The organism is Myxococcus faecalis (assembly GCF_050039385.1).
GTDB classification, from domain to species: Bacteria; Myxococcota; Myxococcia; order Myxococcales; family Myxococcaceae; genus Myxococcus; species Myxococcus fulvus.
Genome location: NZ_CP144336.1, coordinates 8,972,003 through 8,992,957, shown reverse-complemented (window position 1 = coordinate 8,992,957; position 20,955 = coordinate 8,972,003). Strand labels below are relative to the sequence as shown.

The following is a 20,955-nucleotide window of genomic DNA, read 5'->3' as shown; positions in this document are numbered from 1 at the left end:
CTCCTGCTACCGCCGGGCCTTCGCCCGTGCCGAGGGCTTCGCCCGGGTGACCTTCTTGGCCGCCGCCTTCCGGGCGGAGGCCTTCTTCGCGGTGGCCTTGCCACCCGTCTTCTTGCCCGCCGACTTCGCGGAAGCCTTCTTCGCGGCGGCCTTGCCCGCGGCCTTCTTCGTGGCGCCCTTCTTCGCGGCGGCCTTGCCCGCGGCCTTCTTCGTGGCGCCCTTCTTCGCGGCGGCCTTGCCCGCGGCCTTCTTCGTGGCGCCCTTCTTCGCAGCGGCCTTGCCCGTGGACTTCGCGCCAGCCTTCTTGGCCGGGGCCTTGCCCGCCGACTTCGCGCCGGCCTTCTTCGCCGGAGCCGAGTCCGCGGGCTTCGCGGGAGCCTTCTTCGTCGGGGCCGTCACCACGAACTCCGCGCCCGGAGGCGCCACGTCCGCGCCGGCCTTCTTCGCGGCCACCCCACCCGGAGGCGTGGGCTTGGGCGCGGCGGGCTTCTTCGCCGGAGCCGCCTTGGCGACAGGGGCCGGAGCCTCCGTCGGGGGCGGGAACGTCGTCGCGCTGGGAGCCCCGTCGTCGGCCTGCGCCTTGGCCTTCTTGGGCTTCTTCTCGGCCTTGGGAGCATCGGCGGGAGCCTCGCGGCCATCGCCGCCCTCCTTCGCCTTGCCGAACTCGCGCATCGCGTCGTCCACGAGCCCCATGCTCATGTACGCGACGCCCAGGTCGTGGTGGTCAGAGGGAGACAGCCCCTCCTTCGTCCCCTCGCGCAGCTTGGCGAGCGCGTCCTGGACCTGGGGGTCCGTCTGGGGCACCTGGCCCTCGTCCCCTCCCATCTCACCCTTCAGCTCCTGGCCCAGGTCGACGCCGCCCGTCTCTTGCTTCGACGGGGCGACCTTCACCTGGGCCGGCTCGGAGGGGGAGGCACTCTCCTCGTCAGGACTCGTGGTGCTCTCGGACGGCAGGTTCTCGGGCATGGAGGGCTCCGGGGCAATCCGCTGCAGGTGATCTTCGAGCTTGGCCTTGCGCTCCTTCAACTCCTCCACGCGGGCGCGATCTTTCTCCACCACGTCCGGAGGCGCCTTGGCCACGAAGTTGGGGTTGTCGAGCTTGCGCAGGACGCTGGCCGCTTCCTGCTCGGCGCGGGCGATCTCCTTGCGCAGCCGGTCCCGCTCCGCGTCCAGGTCGATGAGCCCGGCCAGCGGAACGTAGATCTCCAGGTTCGTCGCCACGAAGGCCGCGGCCTGGGGAGGCTTGGCGCCCGGCGGGCCCACCTGGACGTCGGACAGGCCAGCCAGCGGCAGCAGGTAGCCCCGCCACCGCTCGAGCAGCTCGCGCGTGCGCGCGTCCGGGCTCTGCACCACGGCCTTCAGCTTGGTGGCCGGCGGCAGGTTGCTCTCACCGCGGATGGTGCGAAGCCCCTCGATGGCCGCGATGACCGGCGCCATCTCCGACTCGGCCGCCTCGTCCACCAGCGCCGCGTCCGGCTCCGGGTAGGAGGCAATCATGATGCTCTCCGTCGGCCGGGACATCGGCAGCTTCTGCCAGATCTCCTCGGTGATGAAGGGCATGAACGGGTGCATCAGCCGCAGCACGCGGTCCAACGCGTACACCAGCACCGCGCGCGTGGTGTCCTTCGCCGTCGCGTCGTCGCCGTACAGCGACGGCTTCGACAGCTCGATGTACCAGTCGCACAGCTCCGCCCAGAGGAACTGGTAGAGCGTGGAGGCGGCCTCCGCGAAGCCGTAGACCTCCAGCGACGCGCGGGCCTCCGTCGTCGCCCGCTGCAGGCGCGAGAGGATCCACCGGTCCGCCAGCGTCAGCGGCAGCTCCTTCGGCGAGCGGCCGTCGTACTGGTACCCGCCGCCCATGTTCATCAGGGCGAAGCGGCTGGCGTTCCACAGCTTGTTGCAGAACGCCTTGTAGCCGGCGAGCCGGTCCATCGACAGCTTGATGTCGCGGCCCTGCTGGGTGAGCGAGGCGAGCGTGAAGCGCAGCGCGTCCGCGCCGAACGCGGGCATGCCCTGCGGGAACTTGTTCTTCAGCGTCGCGTTGAGCTGCTCGGGCTTGGCGCCGAGGATGACGTCCAGGGGATCGATGACGTTCCCCTTCGTCTTGGACATCTTCTCGCCCTTCTCGTCGCGCACCATCGCGTGCAGGTACACGGTGCGGAAGGGCACATCGCCCATGAAGTGCAGGCCCATCATCATCATCCGGGCGACCCAGAAGAAGATGATGTCGTGGCCCGTCTCCATGACGGACGTCGGGTAGAAGGTCTTCAGCTCCGCCGTGTCGCGCGGCCAGCCCAGCGTGGAGAAGGGCCAGAGCGCGGACGAGAACCAGGTGTCCAGCACGTCCGGGTCCTGGATGAAGCTCTTGCCGCCGCACTTGGGGCAAGCCTCGGGCGCGGTGCGCGCGACGATGGGCTCCGCGCGAGCGAAGTCCACGCCGCCCACCTTCACCGTCGGCGCATCCAGCGGGAGGTCGGTGTCGTCACCCTGACGAGGGCTGCACGACGTGCAGTAGTACGCGGGAATCTGGTGGCCCCACCACAGCTGGCGGCTGACGCACCAGTCGTGGATGTTGCGCATCCAGTGGAAGTACGTGTTCGTCCACGACTCGGGGACGAACTTCGTGCGGCCCTGCTCCACCGCCTCGATGGCCGGGCGCGCCAGCGGCTCGATCTTCACGAACCACTGCGGCGACAGGCGCGGCTCCACCACGGTGGTGCAGCGCTGACAGGTGCCGACGTTCAGCTTGTGCGGCTCCTCCTTCTCCAGGAGCCCCTGCTCCTGCAGGTCCGCGAGCACCGCCTTGCGCGCCTCGAAGCGGTCCATGCCAGCGTACTTGCCGGTGTCCTTCGTCATCCGCGCCGACTCGTCCAGGATGGACAGCATCGGCAGCTTGTGCCGCAGGCCCGTCTGGTAGTCGTTGAAGTCGTGCGCGGGCGTGACCTTCACCACGCCGGTGCCGAACTTCGGGTCCACCAGCTCCGCGTCCGCGACGATGGGAATCTCGCGGCCCGTCAGCGGCAGCACCACCTGCTGGCCGGCGAGCCCCAGGTAGCGCTCGTCCTCGGGGTGGATGGCGACGGCGGTGTCGCCCAGCATCGTCTCCGGGCGCGTCGTCGCCACGGTGAGCGTGCGCTCGCTGTCCTTGATGGGATAGCGGATGTGCCAGATGGAGCCGTTCTTCTCCTCGTGCTCGACCTCCAGGTCGCTCAGCGCCGTGCGGCACGAGGGACACCAGTTGATGAGCTTCTGGGCCCGGTACATCAGGCCCTCTTCGTACAGGCGGACGAAGACCTCGCGCACCGCGGCCGACGACTGGTCGTCCATGGTGAAGCGCTCGCGGCTCCAGTCCAGCGACGCGCCCAGGAAGCGGTGCTGCTCGCCGATGCGGGCGCCGTACTTGCCCTTCCACGTCCAGACGCGCTCCAGGAACTTCTCGCGGCCCAGGTCGTGGCGGCTCTTGCCCTCGGTCTTCTTGAGCTCCTTCTCCACCACCATCTGCGTGGCGATGCCGGCGTGGTCCGTGCCCGGCAGCCAGAGCGCGTTGAAGCCGCTCATCCGCTTCCAGCGGGTGAGGATGTCCTGGATGGTCGCGGTGAGCGCGTGGCCGATGTGCAGGCTGCCCGTGACGTTGGGCGGCGGCAGGACGATGGAGAAGGCGGGCTTGTCGGAGGTCGCCGCGGCGCGGAAGTAGTCGCGCTCGAGCCAGAAGGCATAGAGGCGAGCCTCGACCTCGGTGGGCTCGTAGGCCTTGGACAGTTCGGTCGTGTCGGTCATTGAAGACGGCCAGCCCCCCTGAGGGGGGCCGGCGAAGGTCAAGGGGTTACGGCGCGGGGCGCCTCAGTGCTGGGTCTCTCGGTCCTTGATGAGCCGCTCGAGCTCCTCACGGATGATGGTCTCCGCCAGCTGCGGTACGACCTCCCAGGCAATCTTCTCGATGACCTCGCGCGACGCCTTGGACAGCGCCTCGCGAAGCAGGGCCTCGCCCCCATCCGACGACGTCGGGCGCGCCGTGGCGGCCGGACGGGCCGCCGGAGCGGGCGCCGTCGGCGGGCCACCGATGTCGAGGGAGATCTCCTCGGCGCCGCTGGTGTCCGGCAGCGAGTCCTCGATGCTGATGGCCGGCTGGGCGGCCACCGGCGCCGCCGGGGCCCCCAGGCCGAATGGATCCCGGTTGCGAGCCGCCGGCTGCGTCGCCCCACCACCCGCGATGGGAGGCAGCGGCGTGGCACCCGGCGGACGGGGCAGCCCACCCGGCATGCCCGGCCCGGGAGCGCCCGGACGACCGGCCATGCCCGGAGCACCAGGCCCCGGAGGCATCCCCGGACGCGGCGGCATGCCCGGCGCGGGAGCCCCCGGCGGAGGCGGGACACCCGGACGACCCACGGCGCCCGGCGGCATGCCCGGCCCCGGAGGACGCGGAGCGCCAGGGCCCGGCGGCATCCCGGGGCCAGGAGGACGCGCCATGCCCGGCCCCGGCGGCATGCCCGGACCCGGAGGACGCGGAGCGCCAGGACCCGGCGGCATGCCAGGGCCAGGAGGACGCGCCATGCCCGGCGGCATGCCCGGACCCGGAGGACGCGGAGCGCCAGGGCCCGGCGGCATCCCGGGGCCAGGAGGACGCGCACCCGGCGCCGGCGGCACGCCCGGACGGGCGGCCACGGGAGGCGCGGCGGCGGGGGCCGGCTGCGGCGCGACGGGCGTGGAGGAGGGACGAATCACCTGCGTGGCGACGGAAGCCGGCAGGGTGTTGGACTTCTGGCCGACCAGCGCCTTCACCTTGTCGAGCAGCACCTGGCTCTCGAAGGGCTTGGTGATGTGGTCGTCGGCGCGGGCCGCGCGGGCGCGGTTCTCGTCGAAGGCCTCGAAGGTGCCCGCCAGCAGCATGACCGGGATGCCCTGCGTGGCCGGGTCGTTCTTCAGCGCCTCGCAGACCTCGTAGCCGCTCTTGCCCGGCATCATCACGTCGGCCAGGACGACGTCCGGACGCAGCTCGCGGCTGCGCGAGATGGCGTCCAGCCCGTTGTCGACCGCGGTCACCTGAAAGTCCTCGGTCGCGAAGATCATGCCGATCACCTTGCGGATGGTGAGCGAGTCATCGGCGACCAGCAGATTCTTGGGCATCGGTATCGGGCCTCGGGGGCGTCGGACCCCCTGAATTCGTTGAGGAATCCGGCCGTGAAAACCTGCTTCACGGCACGGTATCAAGCCTGGCAGCTTACGGTTCGCGCTCCGGGACGATCAAGAAAACATGCGCTGCAGGTCGAGGAACAGCACCGGCTCCGCCAACCCGGGCACCCGGAAGGTCCCCGCCGTCTCGTCCGGCTCGAAGCGCTGCAGCACTCCGAGCACCCGCGTGGCCGTCAGCCCCACGTGACGTCCCGCCAGCTCCGCCAGGAGGAAGAACGGCTCCGGCGCGGGGGGCGTGCCGAGCAGTGCCGGAACCGAACAGATGGGCCACAGGACCTGGGCATGCGGGAAGATACCGGCGACCGGCCCGCTCTGCACGGGCAGGACGCTGAAAGCCTCGCCCCGCTCCACCACCTGGGACACGAAGGCCAGGGGGACGCCGAACAGCCGCCCCTGTGACTCGAAGACCAGCGCCCGCTCGGGCACGGACTCGGCCCAGTGCACGGGGCGCGGGGGAGCAGGCGTCGCGCGGGGGCCCACCCGGTGCGGCAGCGCCTCCGCGATGAGCTCCAGGTACAGCCGGTCCTTGTGCAGCACCGCCCCCCGGCTCAACGGCGCCAGTGAGTCCGCCAGCCCCGGCGGCAACAGGAAGAACGGCGCGCGCGCCACGTCCGCCACCTCCACCACGGAGCGCACTCGCACCGCGAGCGTGGGGCTCACATCCAGCACCACCACCATGCCCGCGTCCGGCTCCGGCGCGCCGCCAAGCAGCGCCGCCAGGTCCTTCACTTCCAGCACGCCTCGCAGGTTGCTGCCATTGCCACCGGGCATCGCCACTTCCATGACGGATGTGGCTTCCACGGCATAGCGGGTCTCCCCGGCTTCGACGAGCAAGCAGAGACGGCGACCGCTTTCGAAGGGCGACACGGGGCGCGACCCTAGCAGCGTTCCATGGGGGGTGCTAAGCCATGCGGGAGATGGCGCGCATTCTCCTCGTCGACGACGAAAAGATCGCCCGCACCCTCTACGGCGACTACCTCACGGCCGTGGGCCACACCGTCACGGCGGTAGCCACGTTCCTGGAGGCCCGACAGGCGCTCGCCGCGGACCGGTTCGACGCGGTGGTGACGGACCTCATCCTCCCCGGTGGCGACGGCATGGAGGTCCTCCGGCACGTGCGGGAGCGGCATCCGGGCGTGGAGGTGGTGGTCATCACCGGTCTGGACAAGGTGGACCCCGCCGTGCGCGCCATCAAGAGCGGCGCGGCGGAGTACCTGGTCAAGCCCGTCGCGCCCGAAGCCCTCCAGCACGCGGTGCGCCGCGCGCTCACCACCCGCGAGCTGATGCAGGAGAACGCCTCGCTGCGCCGGCACGTCGCGCTGCTCGAGGCCGGTCAGCGCCTGGCCACCACGCTGGACCGCGAGAAGCTCGCGGTCGCCACCACCAGCGCGCTGGAGACCATGGCGCACGCCAACGGCATCGTCCTCTTGGAGCGCGACGCCAACCTGGGCCTGCGCGCCCAGGGCACGCGGGGGCTCCCCGAGGGCACCGAGGAGGCGCTGGTGGCGTGGCTGCGCGAGCAGCTCCTCCACGGCAAGGCGCCCAGCGACTCGGAGATGTTGGATGTCCCCTTCCAGCGCGTGAGCTCCTTCCCGGCCATCGAGTCGAACACGGTGCTGGGGCACGCGGTGCTCTTCTACTCGGACGCGCGCGCCACGGACGGCGGCGCCGAGGCCGCCGGCTACCTGGTGCGCAACTGGGCGCTGGCCCTGCGCAACCTGGACCGCTTCGCGGCGGTGGAGGACCTGGCGTACGTCGACGACCTGACGCGCCTGTTCAACACGCGCTACCTGCACCTGATGCTGGACCGCGAGGTCCAGGCGTCCATCCAGACGCAGCGCCCCTTCAGCCTGCTGTTCCTGGACCTGGACCACTTCAAGTCCATCAACGACAACCACGGCCACCTGGTCGGCTCCAAGCTCCTGGTGGAGACCGCGCGCGTGGTGAAGGGCTGCGTGAGAGACCACGACGTGGTGGCGCGCTACGGCGGCGACGAGTACGTGGTGCTCCTGCGAAACACCGACTCGGGCGGCGCGCTCAAGGTGGCCGAGCGCATCCGGCGCACCATGGAGACGCACCAGTTCCTCGCGCGCGAGGGGCTGTCGCTCAAGCTGTCCACGTGTATCGGTGTCGCGAGCTTCCCGGAGCACGCACGGGACAAGGCCACGCTGCTGGATTTGTCGGACCGGGCGATGTACCGCGGCAAGCGCGGCACCCGGAACGTGGTCTACATGGCCGCGCAGGACCTGGAGGCCCCCCCTGCCGAGCGGCGCCAGGGGAGCAACGGCACCTGAGCGGCACCAGAGCTTCAGGGCCGCATGTTCCCCACGGTGAGGCGCTTGACGATGCTGGGCTCGGGGGCCTCGGCGCCGCCCTTGCCTTCCTTGCCCACCGCCTCCACGGACTCATGCGGGGCACCGGAGATGATGAGCTTGAACTTCTCCACGGCCTCCTGGGCGTGCTGGGCCTGCTCCGGATCCAGCCGGGCGATGAGCTGCCAGAAGAGGGCGGCGTGCTCGCGCTCCTCGTCCATGACGTGACGGAGGACGGCCTTGGCCTCCTCGTTGTCGGTGGCGTCGATGTGGGCGGCGTAGAGGTTGATGGCGTCCAGCTCCGCCTCGATGTTGAGCCGGATGGAGCGCGCCAGCTCGGAGTCGGTCATCTTCCGGGGCACGAGCGAATGGAACGGGTCGGTCTGCGGCATTGAGGCCCTCCGAGGCCTGGCGGCGGCGTCCAGTCCAGGGGAGGCTGGGGCCGCGAGGCGAACGCTCGGAGCATCCGCGTCCCCGGGGAGTCGGTCAACGGAATCCCTCCTGGTGCGTTGCGTGGAGCCGCCCGCCTCCGTCATGCTCCTCACATGGAGATACCCGCGCCGCTCGCCCAACTGCTCCAGGCCCTGGATGCGGGGGACCTGCCAGCCGCGCGCGCGGCCGCGGCGGCCTTCCAGCGCTCGGGACTCCACTCCACCCAGCTCGCCGCCGAGGTGCTGCACGAGTTGCGGCAGCCACTGCTCGGCGTGAAGGCGTATGCCCAGCTGCTCGCCGAGGACCGTGGCCCCACGGGCCCCTTGCGGCTGCTCATGTCGCAGGTGGAGCGGATGGAGCAGATCGTCTCCGACTACATCCGCCTGGCGAGCGAGCGGCCCGCGCCGCAGCAGCGTCTGTCGCTGGCCGCGCCCATCTGGGCAGCCGCGAGGCTCTTCAGCGTCAACCCGGACTCGGCGCGAATCTCGCTGGAGGTCGAGGCGCCCGAGGACATCTTCGCGCAGGGCAACGCGCGGCTCATCGAGCAGCTCACGCTGAACCTGCTCAACAACGCGCGCGACGCAATGTCGGGGCGCGGGCGGGTGAAGGTGGTGCTCACGCGCGAGGGCTCGGCGCCGGTGCTGTACGTGGCGGACTGGGGCCCGGGCATCCCCGACGAGCTCAAGGAGCGCATCTTCGAGCCGTACGTCACCGCCAGCAAGCGGGGCACGGGGCTGGGGTTGTCGGTGTGTCGGCGCATCGCGCAGGAGCACCACGCGCGCATCGACCTGGCGCCGCAGGGGGCGATTCGGGACGTGCCGCCGCCGGCGACGGTGTTCCGGGTGCTCTTCCCCGCGACGGAGTCGGCGCCCGGGCGGCGCAAGCGGCTGTTGGTGGTGGATGACGAGACCATCATCCGCATGGTGTTCCGGGACTTGATGAGCAAGGAGTGCGAGGTCATCGAGGCCGCGAGCGGCGAGGAGGCGCTGGACCTGCTGCGCGAGGCGCCGGTGGACCTCATCGTCACGGACAAGAACCTGCCGGGCCTGTCCGGACTGGAGCTGGCGCAGCAGGCGCGGCGGCTGTCCGCGACGTCGCGGGTGATTCTGATGACGGGCTATCCGTCGCTCGTGACGACGCAGCAGGCGCTGGAGCTGGGCGTGGTGGACTACCTGCTCAAGCCCTTCGACGACATCCGCGAGGTGCGCAACCTGCTTCGCGCGACGCTCGCGGCGCCCCCGGCCCAGCCTGGCGCGGCGACGCAGGTGAAGCGGGTGGACGTGCTCGAGGACAACCCCGCCACGGCGGCGCAGATCGCCGAGGCGCTGGAGTTGGTGGGGCTGGAGGCGCGCATCCTTCCCACGTCGGAGCTCATCGCGTTGGAGCAGCCCGCGGGCGTGGTGGTGAGCTGGGACTTCTCGCCGGCGTATGGGCGCAAGGCGCTGGAGCTGGGCAAGGCGCTGGCGCAGGGCGCGCCCTTCGTGGTCCTCGCCGAGCACCTGACGATGGAGACGGCGCTGGAGTCGCTGCGCGCGGGGGCGGCGGCGTGCCTGCCGAAGCTGTTGTCCGACACCACGGCGCTCAGCCGTGAGCTGAGCCGCGCGTTCAAGAAAGGCGACCCATGAGACTCGCGCTCCTGTCCGTCCTGTTGCTGGGTGTGGCGTGTTCCTCGGACAAGCCCCCGGTGCAGGGCGAACCGGACGCGAGCGGGCCCGTGGACTCGGGCTCGGATGCGGGAAGCGATGCGGGTTCCGACGACGATGGTGGAACGGGCGCCGATGACGGCGGCTCGACGGGAGACGGCGGCACCGGCTCGCCGGATGCGGGCTCTGGCGAGGAGGACGCGGGGAGCTGCGAGCCCCCTGCCTCGGTGCGTGAATCCCTGCTCGTCCCCGGGCTGAACAATCCGCGCAGGCTCGCGGTGGACGCGACCGACATCTACATCTCCGAGTCGCACTCGCTGCGTCCGAGCCAGACAGAGGGCAACGGGCAGATCCTCCGGGTCCCCAGGTCGGGAGGCGATGTGGCGACGGTGGCGAAGGGCTTCATTGCCCCCAACGCCATCGCCGTGAACGCGCAGTTCCTCTTCGTGTTGGACCAGACGGGACTGTGGCGCGTGGACAAGGCCACGGGCGCGCGCGGCACGGTGCCCATCGAGGCCTCGGTGCCGGATGTCATCTCCAGCGGGACGGACGTCCACCTCGGACGGTTGGCCGGGCGTGACTACGTCGTGGTGGCGACCGGAGCACGGCGGCTCGTGCGGGTGGATGCGACGGGGAGCGCCTCCTCGTCACTGGTGCTCTACGAGGGCCCCGCCGGCACCCAGGTCCGTGGTGCGCGCATCGACGGCACGGACGTGTGGTTCCTCGTGACGGGGAACACGGAGCCGGGTCTCTACCGCGTCCCGTTGGACCTGGAGACTCCAGCAGAGCGCGTGAATGCGAGCATCACCTCGGGCACTTCGCTGGAGCTGACGCCCACGCGCTTCCTCATCACCGAGGGAGGCGGCGGCACGGGTCGTGTCCTCGCGCTGCCGAGAGTTGGTGGCGAGGCACGCGTGCTCGCGGACGGACTGCAGGGTCCCCTCTTCCCCGTCGAGCTGCACGGCGCCGTGTACTTCAAGGAGTCCGTGGCCGGTGACGTGGGCTTCCTGCGCCGGGTGCGCGGATGCCCGGCGAACACCACGGATTCCGTGGGCCCCGTGGGCACGGGCCCCGGTGGACTCATCGTGGACGGAGACACGCTGCTCTTCACCTCGCAGGAGAGCAGCACCGGGGGCGCGGTCGGCCGAGTGCCCTGACACGTACAGGCGCTCCCATCCGCCGCCGAGGCGCGGCGGGCCTCGTGCACTGACGCGCGTCGGCCCCGCCCTCATCGTGAGCCCGTGGGCACCTGGACGCACGCCCCCTGCCCCACCCAAAGACAACGGCCCCGGTGCCTCACACGAGGCAACCGGGGCCGAGGTCGGCTCACCCACCGCGCCCCCGAGCGTGGAGCCCGGGGCGCGGAGCGTGGCTCAGTACTCCATGTCGTCGCCGCCGTAGTCCGGCATGCCGCCGCCGGCGCCGCCGGCCTTGGACTTGCCCTTCGGACGCTCGGCCACCATGGCCTCGGTGGTCAAGAGCAGCGAGGCGACGGAGGCGGCGTTCTGCAGCGCGGTGCGCTCCACCTTCGTCGGGTCGATGACGCCGGCCTTCTCCAGGTCCTCGTAGGTGTCCGTGCGGGCGTTGTAGCCGAACGCGCCCTTGCCCTCGCGCACCTTGTTGATGACCACGGCGCCCTCGACGCCCGCGTTGCTGGCGATCTTCCGCAGCGGCTCCTGGAGCGCGCGGCGGATGATCTCCACGCCGAAGTTCTGCTCACCGCCCGGCTTGAGCGCCTCCAGCGCCGCCAGCGTGCGCAGGTACGCCACGCCGCCGCCCGGGACGATGCCCTCCTCGACGGCCGCCCGGGTCGCGTGCAGCGCGTCCTCGACGCGGGCCTTCTTCTCCTTCATCTCCACTTCGGTCGCCGCGCCGACGTTGATGACGGCCACGCCGCCCACCAGCTTCGCCAGGCGCTCCTGGAGCTTCTCGCGGTCGTAGTCGCTCGTCACGGCCTCGATCTGCCCGCGGATGAGCTTGATGCGACCCTCGATCTCCTCCTTCTTGCCGTTGCCGTCGACGATGGTGGTGTTGTCCTTGTCCACCGTGATGCGCTTGGCGCGGCCCAGGTCCTTGAGCTCCAGGTTCTCGTACTTGTGACCCAGCTCCTCGCTCACCACCATGCCGCCCGTCAGCGTGGCGATGTCCTTGAGCATCTCCTTGCGACGGTCACCGAAGCCCGGCGCCTTCACCGCCGCCACGTTCAGCACGCCGCGGATCTTGTTCACCACGAGCGTGGCCAGCGCCTCGCCCTCGATGTCGTCCGCGATGATGAGCAGGGGCTTGCCGGAGCGCGCGACCTGCTCGAGGATGGGAATCATGTCCTGCATCGAGGAGATCTTCTTCTCGCTGATGAGGATGTAGGGGTCGTCGACCACGACCTCCATGCGCTCGCGGTTCGTCACGAAGTACGGCGAGACGTAGCCGCGGTCGAACTGCATGCCCTCCACGACGTCGAGCGTCGTCTCGAGGCCCTTGGCCTCCTCGACGGTGATGACGCCCTCCTTGCCCACCTTCTCCATCGCGTCCGCGATGATGGTGCCGATGGTCTCATCCCCGTTCGCGGAGATGGTGCCCACCTGGGCAATGGCCTTCTTGTCGGACGTGGGCTTGGAGATCTTCTTGAGCTCCTCCACCACCACCTCGACGGCCTTGTCGATGCCGCGCTTGAGGTCCATCGGGCTGTGGCCCGCGGCCACCAGCTTCAGGCCCTCCTCGTAGATGGCGCGCGCGAGCACCGTCGCCGTCGTCGTGCCGTCGCCCGCCTTGTCGGAGGTCTTCGACGCGACCTCCTTCACCATCTGCGCGCCCATGTTCTCGAACTTGTTCTCGAGATCGATCTCCTTGGCGACGGTGACGCCGTCCTTGGTGACCGTGGGCGAGCCGAAGCTCTTCTCGATGACCACGTTGCGGCCCTTGGGACCCAGCGTCACCGCGACCGCATCCGCCAGCGTACGAACGCCGCGCAGGATGGCCTCACGGGCGGACTGGTGGAAGAAAATCTCCTTCGCTGCCATCGCAACCTCCTGAAGTTACTTGGAATTTTTGTGGGTACAACGCAGGCCGTTAGCACTCGGCCCTGGCGAGCGCCAACATAAGGGGCGGGGCAACGATGTCAACCGAGAAGGGCGGACGTGTGGGCGAGCGGACGGCCCGCCGCGTCCTGGGGACAGGGGCGGCCGGGACTACTCGGCGAAGCGCACCAGGGTCAGGAGCTGACCCATGTCCAGGGGCTTGTTGAGGGTGAGGGCCACGCCCTTGCGCAGCCCCTTCTCGGTGACGTTGCCGTCGGTGCTGGCCGTCATCAGGAGCACCGGGATGGCCTGGAACCGGGGGTCGGCCTTGAGCATCTCCGTGAAGGCGATGCCGTCCAGGTGGGGCATGATGTAGTCCGTGATGACCATGCCCACCTCGTTGCGCTCCATGATGTCGAGCGCCTGGAGGGCGTCGGACGCCGAGTACACGGTGTACCCATGCATCTCCAGGAAGCGAGAGAGCAAGGTGCACAGCTCGAGATCGTCGTCGACGACAAGGATGTTCACAGGACGGAATGCCGCACCAACAGGGCGCTGAACCGTAACAGCCGCCCCTGTCGTTGACAACGCACAGCGGGCCTTCTTATGAGCCGGGCCATGGAGAAGCGGACCGGGAAGGCATCGGGGTCGGGGGACCCGAGGGTGCGGTTGGAGGCGGTGGCGGACGCCTTCGAGGCGGGCGATTTCGAGGGCGCCCTGGGACAGGTGGAGGGTCTGCTTTCGGACGCGCCGGAGCTGCCGGAGGCCCTGCACTACCGGGCCGCGGCCCTCACGGAGCTGGGGCGCCTGGAGGACGCCGGCCGCGCCTTCGGCCTGGCGCTGAAGGCCGCCCCCGAGGACCTGGAAATCCTGCTGGGCGCCGCGGACTGCCTGGTGTGCCGGGCGGGCGAGGACCGCGAGGCGGTGGAGGAGGGCCTGGAGCTGTGCGCCCGGGGCAAGCGCCTGGCGCAGCGCGAGCAGGACGTGGAGATGCTCTACGAGTTCCTGCTCTTGGAGGGCATGGGGCTCAACCAGATGGGCGAGTGCGAGCAGGCCCTGGTGAGCCTGGACGCGGCGCTCGGGCACATGCCGCGCTCGGTGGACGCGAGGCTGGAGCGGGGCATCGCCCTGTTCGAGCTGTGCCGCTTCGACGACGCGCGCGGCGCTTTCGAGGCGGTGCTCAAGGACATGCCGGACGAGCCGTGGGCGCACCACTACCTGGGGCTGATGGCGGAGCGGCGCGGGGACGAGAAGGAGGCGAAGAAGCGCTTCGCGCGGGCGCAGGCGTTGGTGCCCGAGGAGTTCCCTCCCCCGGTGGCGCTGGGCGAGGCGGAGTTCGACCGCGCGGTGGAGGACGCGGTGAAGGCGCTGCCCCAGCACGCCAAGCAGTACCTGGACAACGTCACCATCGCGGTGGAGGACATCCCGTCGGACGAGGACCTGTTGGGGCAGGACCCTCCCCTGTCACCGAGCATCCTCGGCGTGTTCCGTGGGACGCCCGTGGGCGAGCGCAGCGTGACGAGCGCGTACGACCACCTCACCGCGTCCATCGTGCTCTACCAGAAGAACCTGGAGCGCTTCGCGAAGACGCGCGAGGAGCTCATCGAGCAGATTGGAATCACGGTGATGCACGAGGTTGGTCACCTCATGGGGTTGGACGAGGACGACCTGTGGCAACGGGGGCTGGACTGACGGTGGCCGAGCGCGGCGCCTTCATGGCGGCGAGCGTCTGGCGGATGCCCTCGGCGTAGGGCGTCTTGGGGAGGTCCCCGAGCAGGTGGCGCAGCTCCGAGTCGTCCATGAGCACGGGGGTGGTGAGCAGGTAGTGCATCTCCACCAGCTCGCGCATGAACGGGTCGAACAGGCCGATGAAGCGCAGCATCCCCTTCCCCATCGTGAGGACCTTGGCGGGGCGGCCGAGCTGTCGGTACGTCTCTTCGATCATCTGTCGCTGGGTGGTGGCGCCGGCGCCGGCGAGGTTCCAGGAGCGGCCGTAGGCGCGGGGCTCGTCCATGAGCTTGAGGACGATGGGGCCCACGTCGGGGACGAAGATGAACTCGTGGGGCCGGTCGATGGGGCCGATGAGCTGGGCGCGCTTGCCGGCGAGGGCGGCGACGAAGGCGCGGTGGAGGAAGCTGCGCTCGACGTGGGGGCCGTAGAAGTCAGGCAGGCGGAGGATGGTGGCCTGGATGCGGCCTGCGGCGTGCTCGGCGAGGAGGAGGTCCTCCTGTTCCTTGCGCATGCGGCCCTTGAAGGAGTTGGGCTCGCGCGGGTGGTCGTCGCGCACGGGCGCGGTGCGAGGCAGGCCGTAGGGATAGACGGTGCCGATGAGGACCACGTGCTTGACGCCCTCCGCGATGGCGCCGTCGAGCGTCTTTCGCATGACCTGCGGATGCAGGTGGAACTGCCAGTAATTGACGCCCACCATGTAGATGAGGGTGTCCACGCCCCGGGCGGCGTCCCTGACGGAGGCCGGGTCATCCGGGTTCCAAGTGACGACTTCGGCGAGCGGGTCCGCGCCGAACTCGGACTCGAGTGAGCTCCTGGAGCGGCCGACCACCCGGTAGGCCCGTCCCTCGGCCTTCAACGCGTTGGCCACGCTCTGGCCGATGACTCCGGACGCTCCGAACAACGCCACCTTGCCTGCCATGTCGGACTCCCTTGCGCGAACAGCGAAGATTTTGTGAACACCGTTCACTGAACGCCGTTCATTTAATGGTGGTCGTTCGGGAGGTCAAGTCCTAGGGTGATGGGTATGGGGATTTCGGAGCGGAAGGAGCGCCAGCGGGCGGAGTTGCGGGAGCACATCCTGCGGGTGGCGCGAGAGATGGTGGTGAAGGAGGGGTTCGCGGCGCTGTCGATGCGCAAGCTGGCGGACGCCGTGGAGTACGCGCCGGCGACGCTGTACCTGCACTTCGAGAACCGGGAGGCGATTGCCCGGGAACTGTGCATCCGGGGGTTCGAGGAGTTCCTGGCTAGGTTGGAGCCCGCGGCGGTGGAGCCCGAGCCGTTGGCGCGGCTGAAGGTGATGGCGGCGGCCTATGTGGCGTTCGGATTGGAGCATCCGGAGACCTACCGGCTCATCTTCATGGAAGACCCCAAGCTGTCGGCGGAGCTCTTCCAGGGCACGCAGGATGGAGCGGGGCCGCGCTCATTCGGGTTGTTGGCGAGCGTGTTCGTGGATCTACAGACCGCGGGGAGGCTGGCGCCGGAGGCCCAGCCCGCGAGGCTCGCGGAGATGCTGTGGGCCGGGCTGCACGGGATTGTGAGCCTCAAGCTCACGTGCGCCGCGTTCAAGGAGACGACGGCGGAGATGCTGCGGGACACGCTGCTGGAGACGCTGGTGCACGGGCTGCCGGGGCTGAAGCCGGCGCGAGGTGCACGGGCGCGTTGACGGGTGAGGGGGTGGCCGGCACTAATCGGAGGCGGTAGGGCCTCCGGACCTGGTGGCCGGCCCGGTCTTCAAAACCGGTGAGGGGCATGGAGACATGTCCCTGGGAGGTTCGATTCCTCTGTCCTACCGCCACCACCCGGAAGACTTGGAACCCCACCGCACGAGCAGGAGCCCGCCCTTTCGCCGGGCTCGATTGGGGCCAAAGGAAGCCGCCCGCGTTCCTGTGCTCGCACGTGCACCGCGCCCATCATCTCCCGCGCAGCCGCGCTCTTAAAAACCTTCAAGCCGGCCAGCGTCGCGCCACGCTCTGCATTCAACGACGTTGGCACTGAGGAGCAGAAGCACGAGTTGCTCCATCCAGCGCTCGCCGGAGAGAGGAGCGCTTCGCTTGAGCTGAGCGATCCGTGCGCGGGCTCGGACCTCGCGCACCTGCGCACCACCACGAGCCGAGACGGGGACAACTCCGTCATCCGTCCTCTCCTAGTGCGAGCGACCCAAGCACAGGCGGAAAGTGGGCCCGCGCAGGTCCCGGAACAATCACGCTCGCCCATCGGATGTTCTGCTAGGCTTCAACCACCTGTGCGATGCCACCCGGGGGCAGTAGCGCTCGCCAGGGCATGGGGAGGTTGCGTGCTTCAGCAGAGTTTTAGGGGGACCGTGGTCGCGACGTTGCTCGCGGCCGTGGCGGTGGCGTGTACCCAGGGGCCGAAGGAGGGAGTTCCCAAGGCCGCCCCTACCCCGCCTCCGGACGAGCGTGCGGTGGCAACACAGCAGGCCTCGCTCAGCACGCCGCAGACTCCTGTGCTGGTGCGGACGAGTGCAACCCAGACGGCGCTCACGGATGGCCGAGTCCTGCTCGCGGGCGGCACCACGAATGGCAGTACGGGCGGCACCCGACACGCGGAGGTGTTCACCTATGCGTCGCCGAACACGACATGGCAGGCCACGGGCCAGCTGAATGTGGGCCGCTACGACCACGCCGCCACGCGCCTGCAGGATGGGCGCGTACTGGTATCGGGCGGCATCACCACGAATGGCGACTGGACGAGCGCGGAACTCTACAACCCCACCTCCGGGCAGTGGACCACCGTCGCGGCGATGAGCACGGCCCGGGCGCGGCATACGCAGACACTGCTGGGCAATGGAAAGGTACTGGTCGTCGGAGGAGTCAACCCCACCACGACACAGGGGCTCGCTTCTGCCGAGATCTTCGACCCAGCGACCGGGACGTGGACGGCGACCGCGGCGCCGTCCTTTGCCTACTCCAGCCACTCGGCCACGCCGCTGCCGGACGGGCGGGTGCTGGTGCTGGGCAACCGCAAGGAGCATGAACTGTACAACCCCAGCACCAACACCTGGGCGCGCACAGCCGACAGCCCGTCGACGATCTCGGCCGGCCACACTGCGACCGTGCGTACCAGATCCTACGTCGACGTGGTGGTGGTGGGCGCCACCTGGAACAATGCGGGAGCAACACCCATTGGCTACCAGTATCTGCCAAACACCAACGTATGGAACAACGTATCCGCCCCGACCGTGCCTCGAAAGGGGCACCAGGCCGTGAAGCTGGGCAATGGCGCCGTGCGCATCGTGGGCGGCGTGCATCCCACCCTGGGCACGCCGATTACGACGGTGGAGCGGTACAACACGAATGCCAACTGGTACACGGAGCCGCTGCTCGGCCAGGGTCGCCGGGATGTCCAGGCGACCCTGGTGGGAACCTCGGACCCCATGCTCGTCAACGGCGGATGGACGGCGCCAACCGATGGGGGAACGCCGGCACGACTCGCGCCCGAACTCTACTCGGGCTGCGTGGCCAAGACGGCGTGTGGCGCAGGCCAGTGCAATCTCATCTCCGACAACTGCGGCGGCAGCATCGATTGCGGGACAAACTGTCCCATTGGGCAAAGCTGCGACTGGATGACAAATCAGTGCAAGCCGGAGTGCACCCCGATCGATCTGTGCTGGCTACAAAGCCGCTGTGGCATCCAGCCCGCGGATACATGCGGCACGACGACGGTCGACTGTGGCCCTTGCACTCTGAACTGCCCGCCGGGCAAGGTCGAGTGCTGTGGCGGGTGCTACGACGATTCGCAGTGCAACTCGGTGTGCTGAGAGCCGGGTGAGCAGCCTCGCCGCGTCAACCTTCGCCGCAGCGGGCCTGCGCAGCCCTTTCTGACAGCAGGCTTGGTTGAGTCAATCCTCCGGCGTGATTTGCTCGAGGGATGCCTCCTGTGTCAGGGAAGTTGTCGCCTCGGCTGACGTGCCGAGCTGACCACGCCCCGGGGGCGAGAGCAGGCAGGACGCGGTGCCGTACACGGATGCATTCAAGGCGCAGATGGTGAAGCGGATGGTGGGCCCGGGGGCGGTGAGCGCCGCAGCGCTGCACGGTGCACCTGACGCGCAACGTCCTCGCCAAGGCCCCTTGGAGGCTTCGTGGACGGCTGGGCAAAGAGACGTCGGCCGTCTTCGAGGCCGCCTCTCTTCAAGACGCCAGGAAGCGGCTTGAGACCCTCCAGGAGGGATTGGGGCGGCAGGTGCCGGAGGCCATGGAGTGCCTGCGCCAGGGCTTCGCCGCCGCCACCTGCTTCTTCGCCTTCCCCAAGGCTCACTGGAAGCGCCTGCGCAGCACCAACAGCCTCGAACGTCTCCACGGTGAGGTGAAGCGCCGCATCCGAGGCGTCGGCGCCTTCCCGGACCGTGCCAGCTCCACACCCGCACGGAGTGTCTCACTCATCTCTGAGGATAGGTCCATACCCGGGCGGAACCATGTCGCCCACGATCCCAATCATCTGTCCTGGCCCATCCTCAAGGAACAAAGAGAACCTCAGCACCGAGTCCAATCCAGGAAGCAAGCAATACACAGTCCACTGGTCATGCAGTGCCATCCACTTACCATCCTCTGACACGAAGTAAATCATGTCGATTCCAAACGCAATTGGACAGACTGACTCCGTGAAGAACCGCCTGACATACGGCAGAAACTCCACCTCCATTTGATCAAGAGCGAACTCCGCATCAAACCGGAGCCGCCTCTTATCCTTGGAGTATAGGGTCAACCCGCTGAGGGACCTGAGAACGCGTTCGGCTGCAGGGTGGATGGTGATACCCACACGCGACAGAGCCGTTCGTGCGTCATCAACCGGGACGTCGCGTTCCGGTGTCCAGCCCGCCGCTCGCAGGATCACCATCACATCTTCACTAGGGTTTTCGATCACTCCTGTCATTGCTTCGCCTTTCCAGCCCCTTGCGTTGCTTGAAAAGCTGCTTCCAGCCTGGCTTCCCAATGATTGGGGACGGCGTAATTATTCATGAACTCGTTTGGCCCGAGTGTATCGGGAACTCCAGGTGGAAGAGTCGTGGTGGGGCACCGTGTCGAATTCAGACCATATACCGCAGTGAAATTCGCGCACATTGACTTAAAGAAGAGGGCAGTTCTCGCCGAACTTTTGCGGTCAGCACAACAGCCAAAGCAGTTCCGCGTCGTGTGGTTCGTATCGAGAACGCCCATCAACGACTATCTATAGGGCGAATCACGCTAAACACCCTCAACCACAGCCTTCATGTGGTTACAGAATGTAAAAAAAGCAACATCAAACTCCCTCTGCCGCCCCTTGGCCTCACCAGAAATCTCCCTCAGGGCAATCTTATCAACCGGTTCTACACGAAGAGCCCGCTCCCAGCGCAGCGCAATCTGCACAGGGAAACACACATCACCAAACTGGCGATACCGCGCGCGATACAACTCCACTCTCTCAGAAGCAAACCTGCGCTCATCCTCAATATCCATGACTCACCTATTTCGGCACCAATCCCATTGGTGCCGCGCCAGAAATACAACGTTGTCACCCCAATAGAAGATCGCCTCCTCAAACAACCCGCAATTATCAAGCACCTGTCGCAACTCCCACTCGGTTATCAGGCTCTCACCCCCGATAGGCTTGTTGAGAACCGGATTCTTCGAGGCTGCAAGCTTGGACTCAAACGACAATGCTCTCTCAATGTTCACGCCCTCAAGATTGAAGCGAATGCTCCGTGCTGACGTGGCGGCCTCGTAGAACGGTGCTCCAAAGTGAGCTTCCCCTACCGACAGCTTGACCAAGCCAACCTCGTGCCACGTATGGTAGCTATGAGAGCCAGTTAGTTCCGCGAAGTTGAGCAGGTCGTAGGCACCTTTCCCGAGCGCAATATCTAGCTCCTTTGCTGCCGCAGGTTCAGGAGTGACAGCGGGTAGATAGGCGTGGGGTGCAACGGGGGGAGGAGTAATCAGCGGTTCGGTCCGCACCGGGGCACCCGCTGGCAATTCGAGCCGCGGCGACTGCCCGGAGGCGAGGAGCGGACGAATCGGAGCTGGCCCCGGACTCCGGGCGCTGTCTGCACGAAGTCGAGGATTTCTTCCGACGGACGACGAGCATGCAACCCGGACGGCAGGAGGGGCCAGCCCCCAGGCTCAGGCGGAAGTATCTCGCCGAGCAGGGTCTGCCGTGAATGTGGAACGCCCCCCAACCACCTCTGGCCTTTCCTCCCTCGCTTTCAGGCGAGCAACTCCACTACAAAAGGTCAGACGCCTTCGAACACACCGGCCGAATTCGAACTGGCGTTCGTCAAAATCAAACGCAGCAAATAAGCCTCCACAATATCATTCAACTCACCGACGGAACACGAGCGACTTGTCACGGCATTTCGATTTCCGGCCTCAAAATACGAAACAGAGAGTCGCCCACCCCGAACCAGCACAACAACATTATCCGACTCATCTCCAGTAGCATCGGACGACGCCAGGGTAAGGCACAGATCATTGAGAGAGGTCTTAACATAGATACCAACCCCCACACATAGCAACTGAAGCTTTCGTAACAGGCCAGCAATCCCCATTGGCGCCTCACGACCGATAAATTCTCGCACATACATCGAAACCAGCTCTTTGTCACTCAGCAGCAGCCACATCAGCCCCTCCGCGACGGCGACAC

Annotated in this window: 17 protein-coding genes, 1 tRNA gene and 1 pseudogene; 8 read left to right on the top strand and 11 right to left on the bottom strand. The window is 68.1% G+C overall.

Annotation, left to right across the window (positions count from 1 at the left end; genetic code table 11):
* Positions 1–6 precede the first annotated feature (6 nt).
* The 3 genes from VZQ01_RS36210 to VZQ01_RS36200 all read right to left on the bottom strand — a co-directional run bounded on the left by VZQ01_RS36210 (position 7) and on the right by VZQ01_RS36200 (position 6,057).
* Positions 7–3,777: a valine--tRNA ligase gene (locus tag VZQ01_RS36210; protein ID WP_426745937.1), complete on the bottom strand. Its 3,771-nt coding sequence runs from the start codon at positions 3,775–3,777 to the stop codon at positions 7–9.
* Positions 3,778–3,840: 63 nt separating this feature from the next.
* Complete coding sequence (locus VZQ01_RS36205) at positions 3,841–5,124, bottom strand: response regulator (protein WP_426745936.1); 1,284 nt, start codon at positions 5,122–5,124, stop codon at positions 3,841–3,843.
* A gap of 117 nt (positions 5,125–5,241) precedes the next feature.
* Positions 5,242–6,057: a chemotaxis protein CheW gene (locus tag VZQ01_RS36200; RefSeq protein WP_141323844.1), complete on the bottom strand. Its 816-nt coding sequence runs from the start codon at positions 6,055–6,057 to the stop codon at positions 5,242–5,244.
* A gap of 50 nt (positions 6,058–6,107) precedes the next feature.
* Here VZQ01_RS36200 and VZQ01_RS36195 point away from each other — a divergent pair, with 50 nt between their 5' ends.
* Entirely contained in the window at positions 6,108–7,484 is a 1,377-nt protein-coding gene (locus tag VZQ01_RS36195; RefSeq protein WP_426745935.1) for a GGDEF domain-containing response regulator, read from the top strand.
* Between the two features lie 14 nt (positions 7,485–7,498).
* On the opposite strand, the gene VZQ01_RS36190 is transcribed toward VZQ01_RS36195, so the two are convergent.
* Positions 7,499–7,894, bottom strand: a complete 396-nt coding sequence (locus tag VZQ01_RS36190) for a demethoxyubiquinone hydroxylase family protein (RefSeq protein ID WP_046714599.1) — start codon at positions 7,892–7,894, stop codon at positions 7,499–7,501.
* Between the two features lie 153 nt (positions 7,895–8,047).
* Between VZQ01_RS36190 and sinK the strand changes: the two genes are divergently transcribed.
* A complete protein-coding gene (sinK, locus tag VZQ01_RS36185; protein ID WP_426745934.1) occupies positions 8,048–9,559 on the top strand; it encodes a hybrid histidine protein kinase/response regulator SinK in 1,512 nt (503 codons plus the stop codon).
* Positions 9,556–10,734, top strand: a complete 1,179-nt coding sequence (gene sinM, locus VZQ01_RS36180) for a signal integration modulator SinM (RefSeq protein WP_426745933.1) — start codon at positions 9,556–9,558, stop codon at positions 10,732–10,734. Before sinK ends, sinM begins: the two co-directional genes overlap by 4 nt.
* Positions 10,735–10,950: 216 nt before the next feature.
* Here the strand turns inward: sinM and groL are convergent, their stop codons facing one another.
* Positions 10,951–12,594, bottom strand: a complete 1,644-nt coding sequence (gene groL / locus VZQ01_RS36175; protein WP_223785617.1) for a chaperonin GroEL — start codon at positions 12,592–12,594, stop codon at positions 10,951–10,953.
* 168 nt (positions 12,595–12,762) lie between these two features.
* Entirely contained in the window at positions 12,763–13,119 is a 357-nt protein-coding gene (locus tag VZQ01_RS36170) for a response regulator (RefSeq protein ID WP_074955215.1), read from the bottom strand.
* Between the two features lie 90 nt (positions 13,120–13,209).
* Between VZQ01_RS36170 and VZQ01_RS36165 the strand changes: the two genes are divergently transcribed.
* Entirely contained in the window at positions 13,210–14,283 is a 1,074-nt protein-coding gene (locus VZQ01_RS36165) for a metallopeptidase family protein (RefSeq protein WP_426745932.1), read from the top strand.
* On the opposite strand, the gene VZQ01_RS36160 is transcribed toward VZQ01_RS36165, so the two are convergent.
* Complete coding sequence (locus VZQ01_RS36160) at positions 14,237–15,241, bottom strand: SDR family oxidoreductase (RefSeq protein ID WP_426745931.1); 1,005 nt, start codon at positions 15,239–15,241, stop codon at positions 14,237–14,239. The genes VZQ01_RS36165 and VZQ01_RS36160 overlap by 47 nt on opposite strands.
* 105 nt (positions 15,242–15,346) lie before the next feature.
* Between VZQ01_RS36160 and VZQ01_RS36155 the strand changes: the two genes are divergently transcribed.
* The 4 genes and pseudogenes from VZQ01_RS36155 to VZQ01_RS36140 form a co-directional block, all read left to right on the top strand.
* Positions 15,347–15,985 (top strand): TetR/AcrR family transcriptional regulator, encoded by a 639-nt coding sequence (locus VZQ01_RS36155; RefSeq protein WP_426745930.1) that lies wholly within the window; start codon positions 15,347–15,349, stop codon positions 15,983–15,985.
* Positions 15,986–16,018: 33 nt separating this feature from the next.
* A tRNA-Sec gene (locus VZQ01_RS36150) sits at positions 16,019–16,117 on the top strand.
* Positions 16,118–16,744: 627 nt separating this feature from the next.
* Positions 16,745–18,100, top strand: a complete 1,356-nt coding sequence (locus tag VZQ01_RS36145; protein WP_426745929.1) for a Kelch repeat-containing protein — start codon at positions 16,745–16,747, stop codon at positions 18,098–18,100.
* Between the two features lie 263 nt (positions 18,101–18,363).
* Positions 18,364–18,696 (top strand): annotated as a pseudogene (locus VZQ01_RS36140) (transposase); the annotation flags it as partial.
* Positions 18,697–18,714: 18 nt separating this feature from the next.
* On the opposite strand, the gene VZQ01_RS36135 reads toward VZQ01_RS36140, so the two are convergent.
* The 4 genes from VZQ01_RS36135 to VZQ01_RS36120 form a co-directional block, all read right to left on the bottom strand.
* Positions 18,715–19,212, bottom strand: coding sequence for an SUKH-3 domain-containing protein (locus VZQ01_RS36135; RefSeq protein WP_426745928.1), 498 nt, complete (start codon positions 19,210–19,212; stop codon positions 18,715–18,717).
* Positions 19,213–19,523: 311 nt separating this feature from the next.
* A complete protein-coding gene (locus tag VZQ01_RS36130; protein WP_426745927.1) occupies positions 19,524–19,775 on the bottom strand; it encodes a hypothetical protein in 252 nt (83 codons plus the stop codon).
* A gap of 3 nt (positions 19,776–19,778) precedes the next feature.
* Entirely contained in the window at positions 19,779–20,270 is a 492-nt protein-coding gene (locus tag VZQ01_RS36125; protein WP_426745926.1) for a hypothetical protein, read from the bottom strand.
* Positions 20,271–20,545: 275 nt separating this feature from the next.
* Positions 20,546–20,932 carry a hypothetical protein gene (locus VZQ01_RS36120; RefSeq protein ID WP_426745925.1) on the bottom strand — a complete coding sequence of 129 codons (387 nt, stop codon included), beginning with the start codon at positions 20,930–20,932 and terminating at the stop codon, positions 20,546–20,548.
* Between the last annotated feature and the right edge of the window lie 23 nt (positions 20,933–20,955).

What these genes read in the sequence shown, in the direction of transcription:
- VZQ01_RS36210 (WP_426745937.1), bottom strand. Translation starts at nt 3,777, where the DNA reads ATGACCGACACGACCGAACTGTCCAAGGCCTACGAGCCCACCGAGGTC.
- VZQ01_RS36205 (WP_426745936.1), bottom strand. Translation starts at nt 5,124, where the DNA reads ATGCCCAAGAATCTGCTGGTCGCCGATGACTCGCTCACCATCCGCAAG.
- VZQ01_RS36195 (WP_426745935.1), top strand. Translation starts at nt 6,108, where the DNA reads ATGGCGCGCATTCTCCTCGTCGACGACGAAAAGATCGCCCGCACCCTC.
- VZQ01_RS36190 (WP_046714599.1), bottom strand. Translation starts at nt 7,894, where the DNA reads ATGCCGCAGACCGACCCGTTCCATTCGCTCGTGCCCCGGAAGATGACC.
- sinK (WP_426745934.1), top strand. Translation starts at nt 8,048, where the DNA reads ATGGAGATACCCGCGCCGCTCGCCCAACTGCTCCAGGCCCTGGATGCG.
- sinM (WP_426745933.1), top strand. Translation starts at nt 9,556, where the DNA reads ATGAGACTCGCGCTCCTGTCCGTCCTGTTGCTGGGTGTGGCGTGTTCC.
- groL (WP_223785617.1), bottom strand. Translation starts at nt 12,594, where the DNA reads ATGGCAGCGAAGGAGATTTTCTTCCACCAGTCCGCCCGTGAGGCCATC.
- VZQ01_RS36165 (WP_426745932.1), top strand. Translation starts at nt 13,210, where the DNA reads ATGGAGAAGCGGACCGGGAAGGCATCGGGGTCGGGGGACCCGAGGGTG.
- VZQ01_RS36160 (WP_426745931.1), bottom strand. Translation starts at nt 15,241, where the DNA reads ATGGCAGGCAAGGTGGCGTTGTTCGGAGCGTCCGGAGTCATCGGCCAG.
- VZQ01_RS36155 (WP_426745930.1), top strand. Translation starts at nt 15,347, where the DNA reads ATGGGGATTTCGGAGCGGAAGGAGCGCCAGCGGGCGGAGTTGCGGGAG.
- VZQ01_RS36135 (WP_426745928.1), bottom strand. Translation starts at nt 19,212, where the DNA reads ATGACAGGAGTGATCGAAAACCCTAGTGAAGATGTGATGGTGATCCTG.
- VZQ01_RS36130 (WP_426745927.1), bottom strand. Translation starts at nt 19,775, where the DNA reads ATGGATATTGAGGATGAGCGCAGGTTTGCTTCTGAGAGAGTGGAGTTG.
- VZQ01_RS36120 (WP_426745925.1), bottom strand. Translation starts at nt 20,932, where the DNA reads ATGTGGCTGCTGCTGAGTGACAAAGAGCTGGTTTCGATGTATGTGCGA.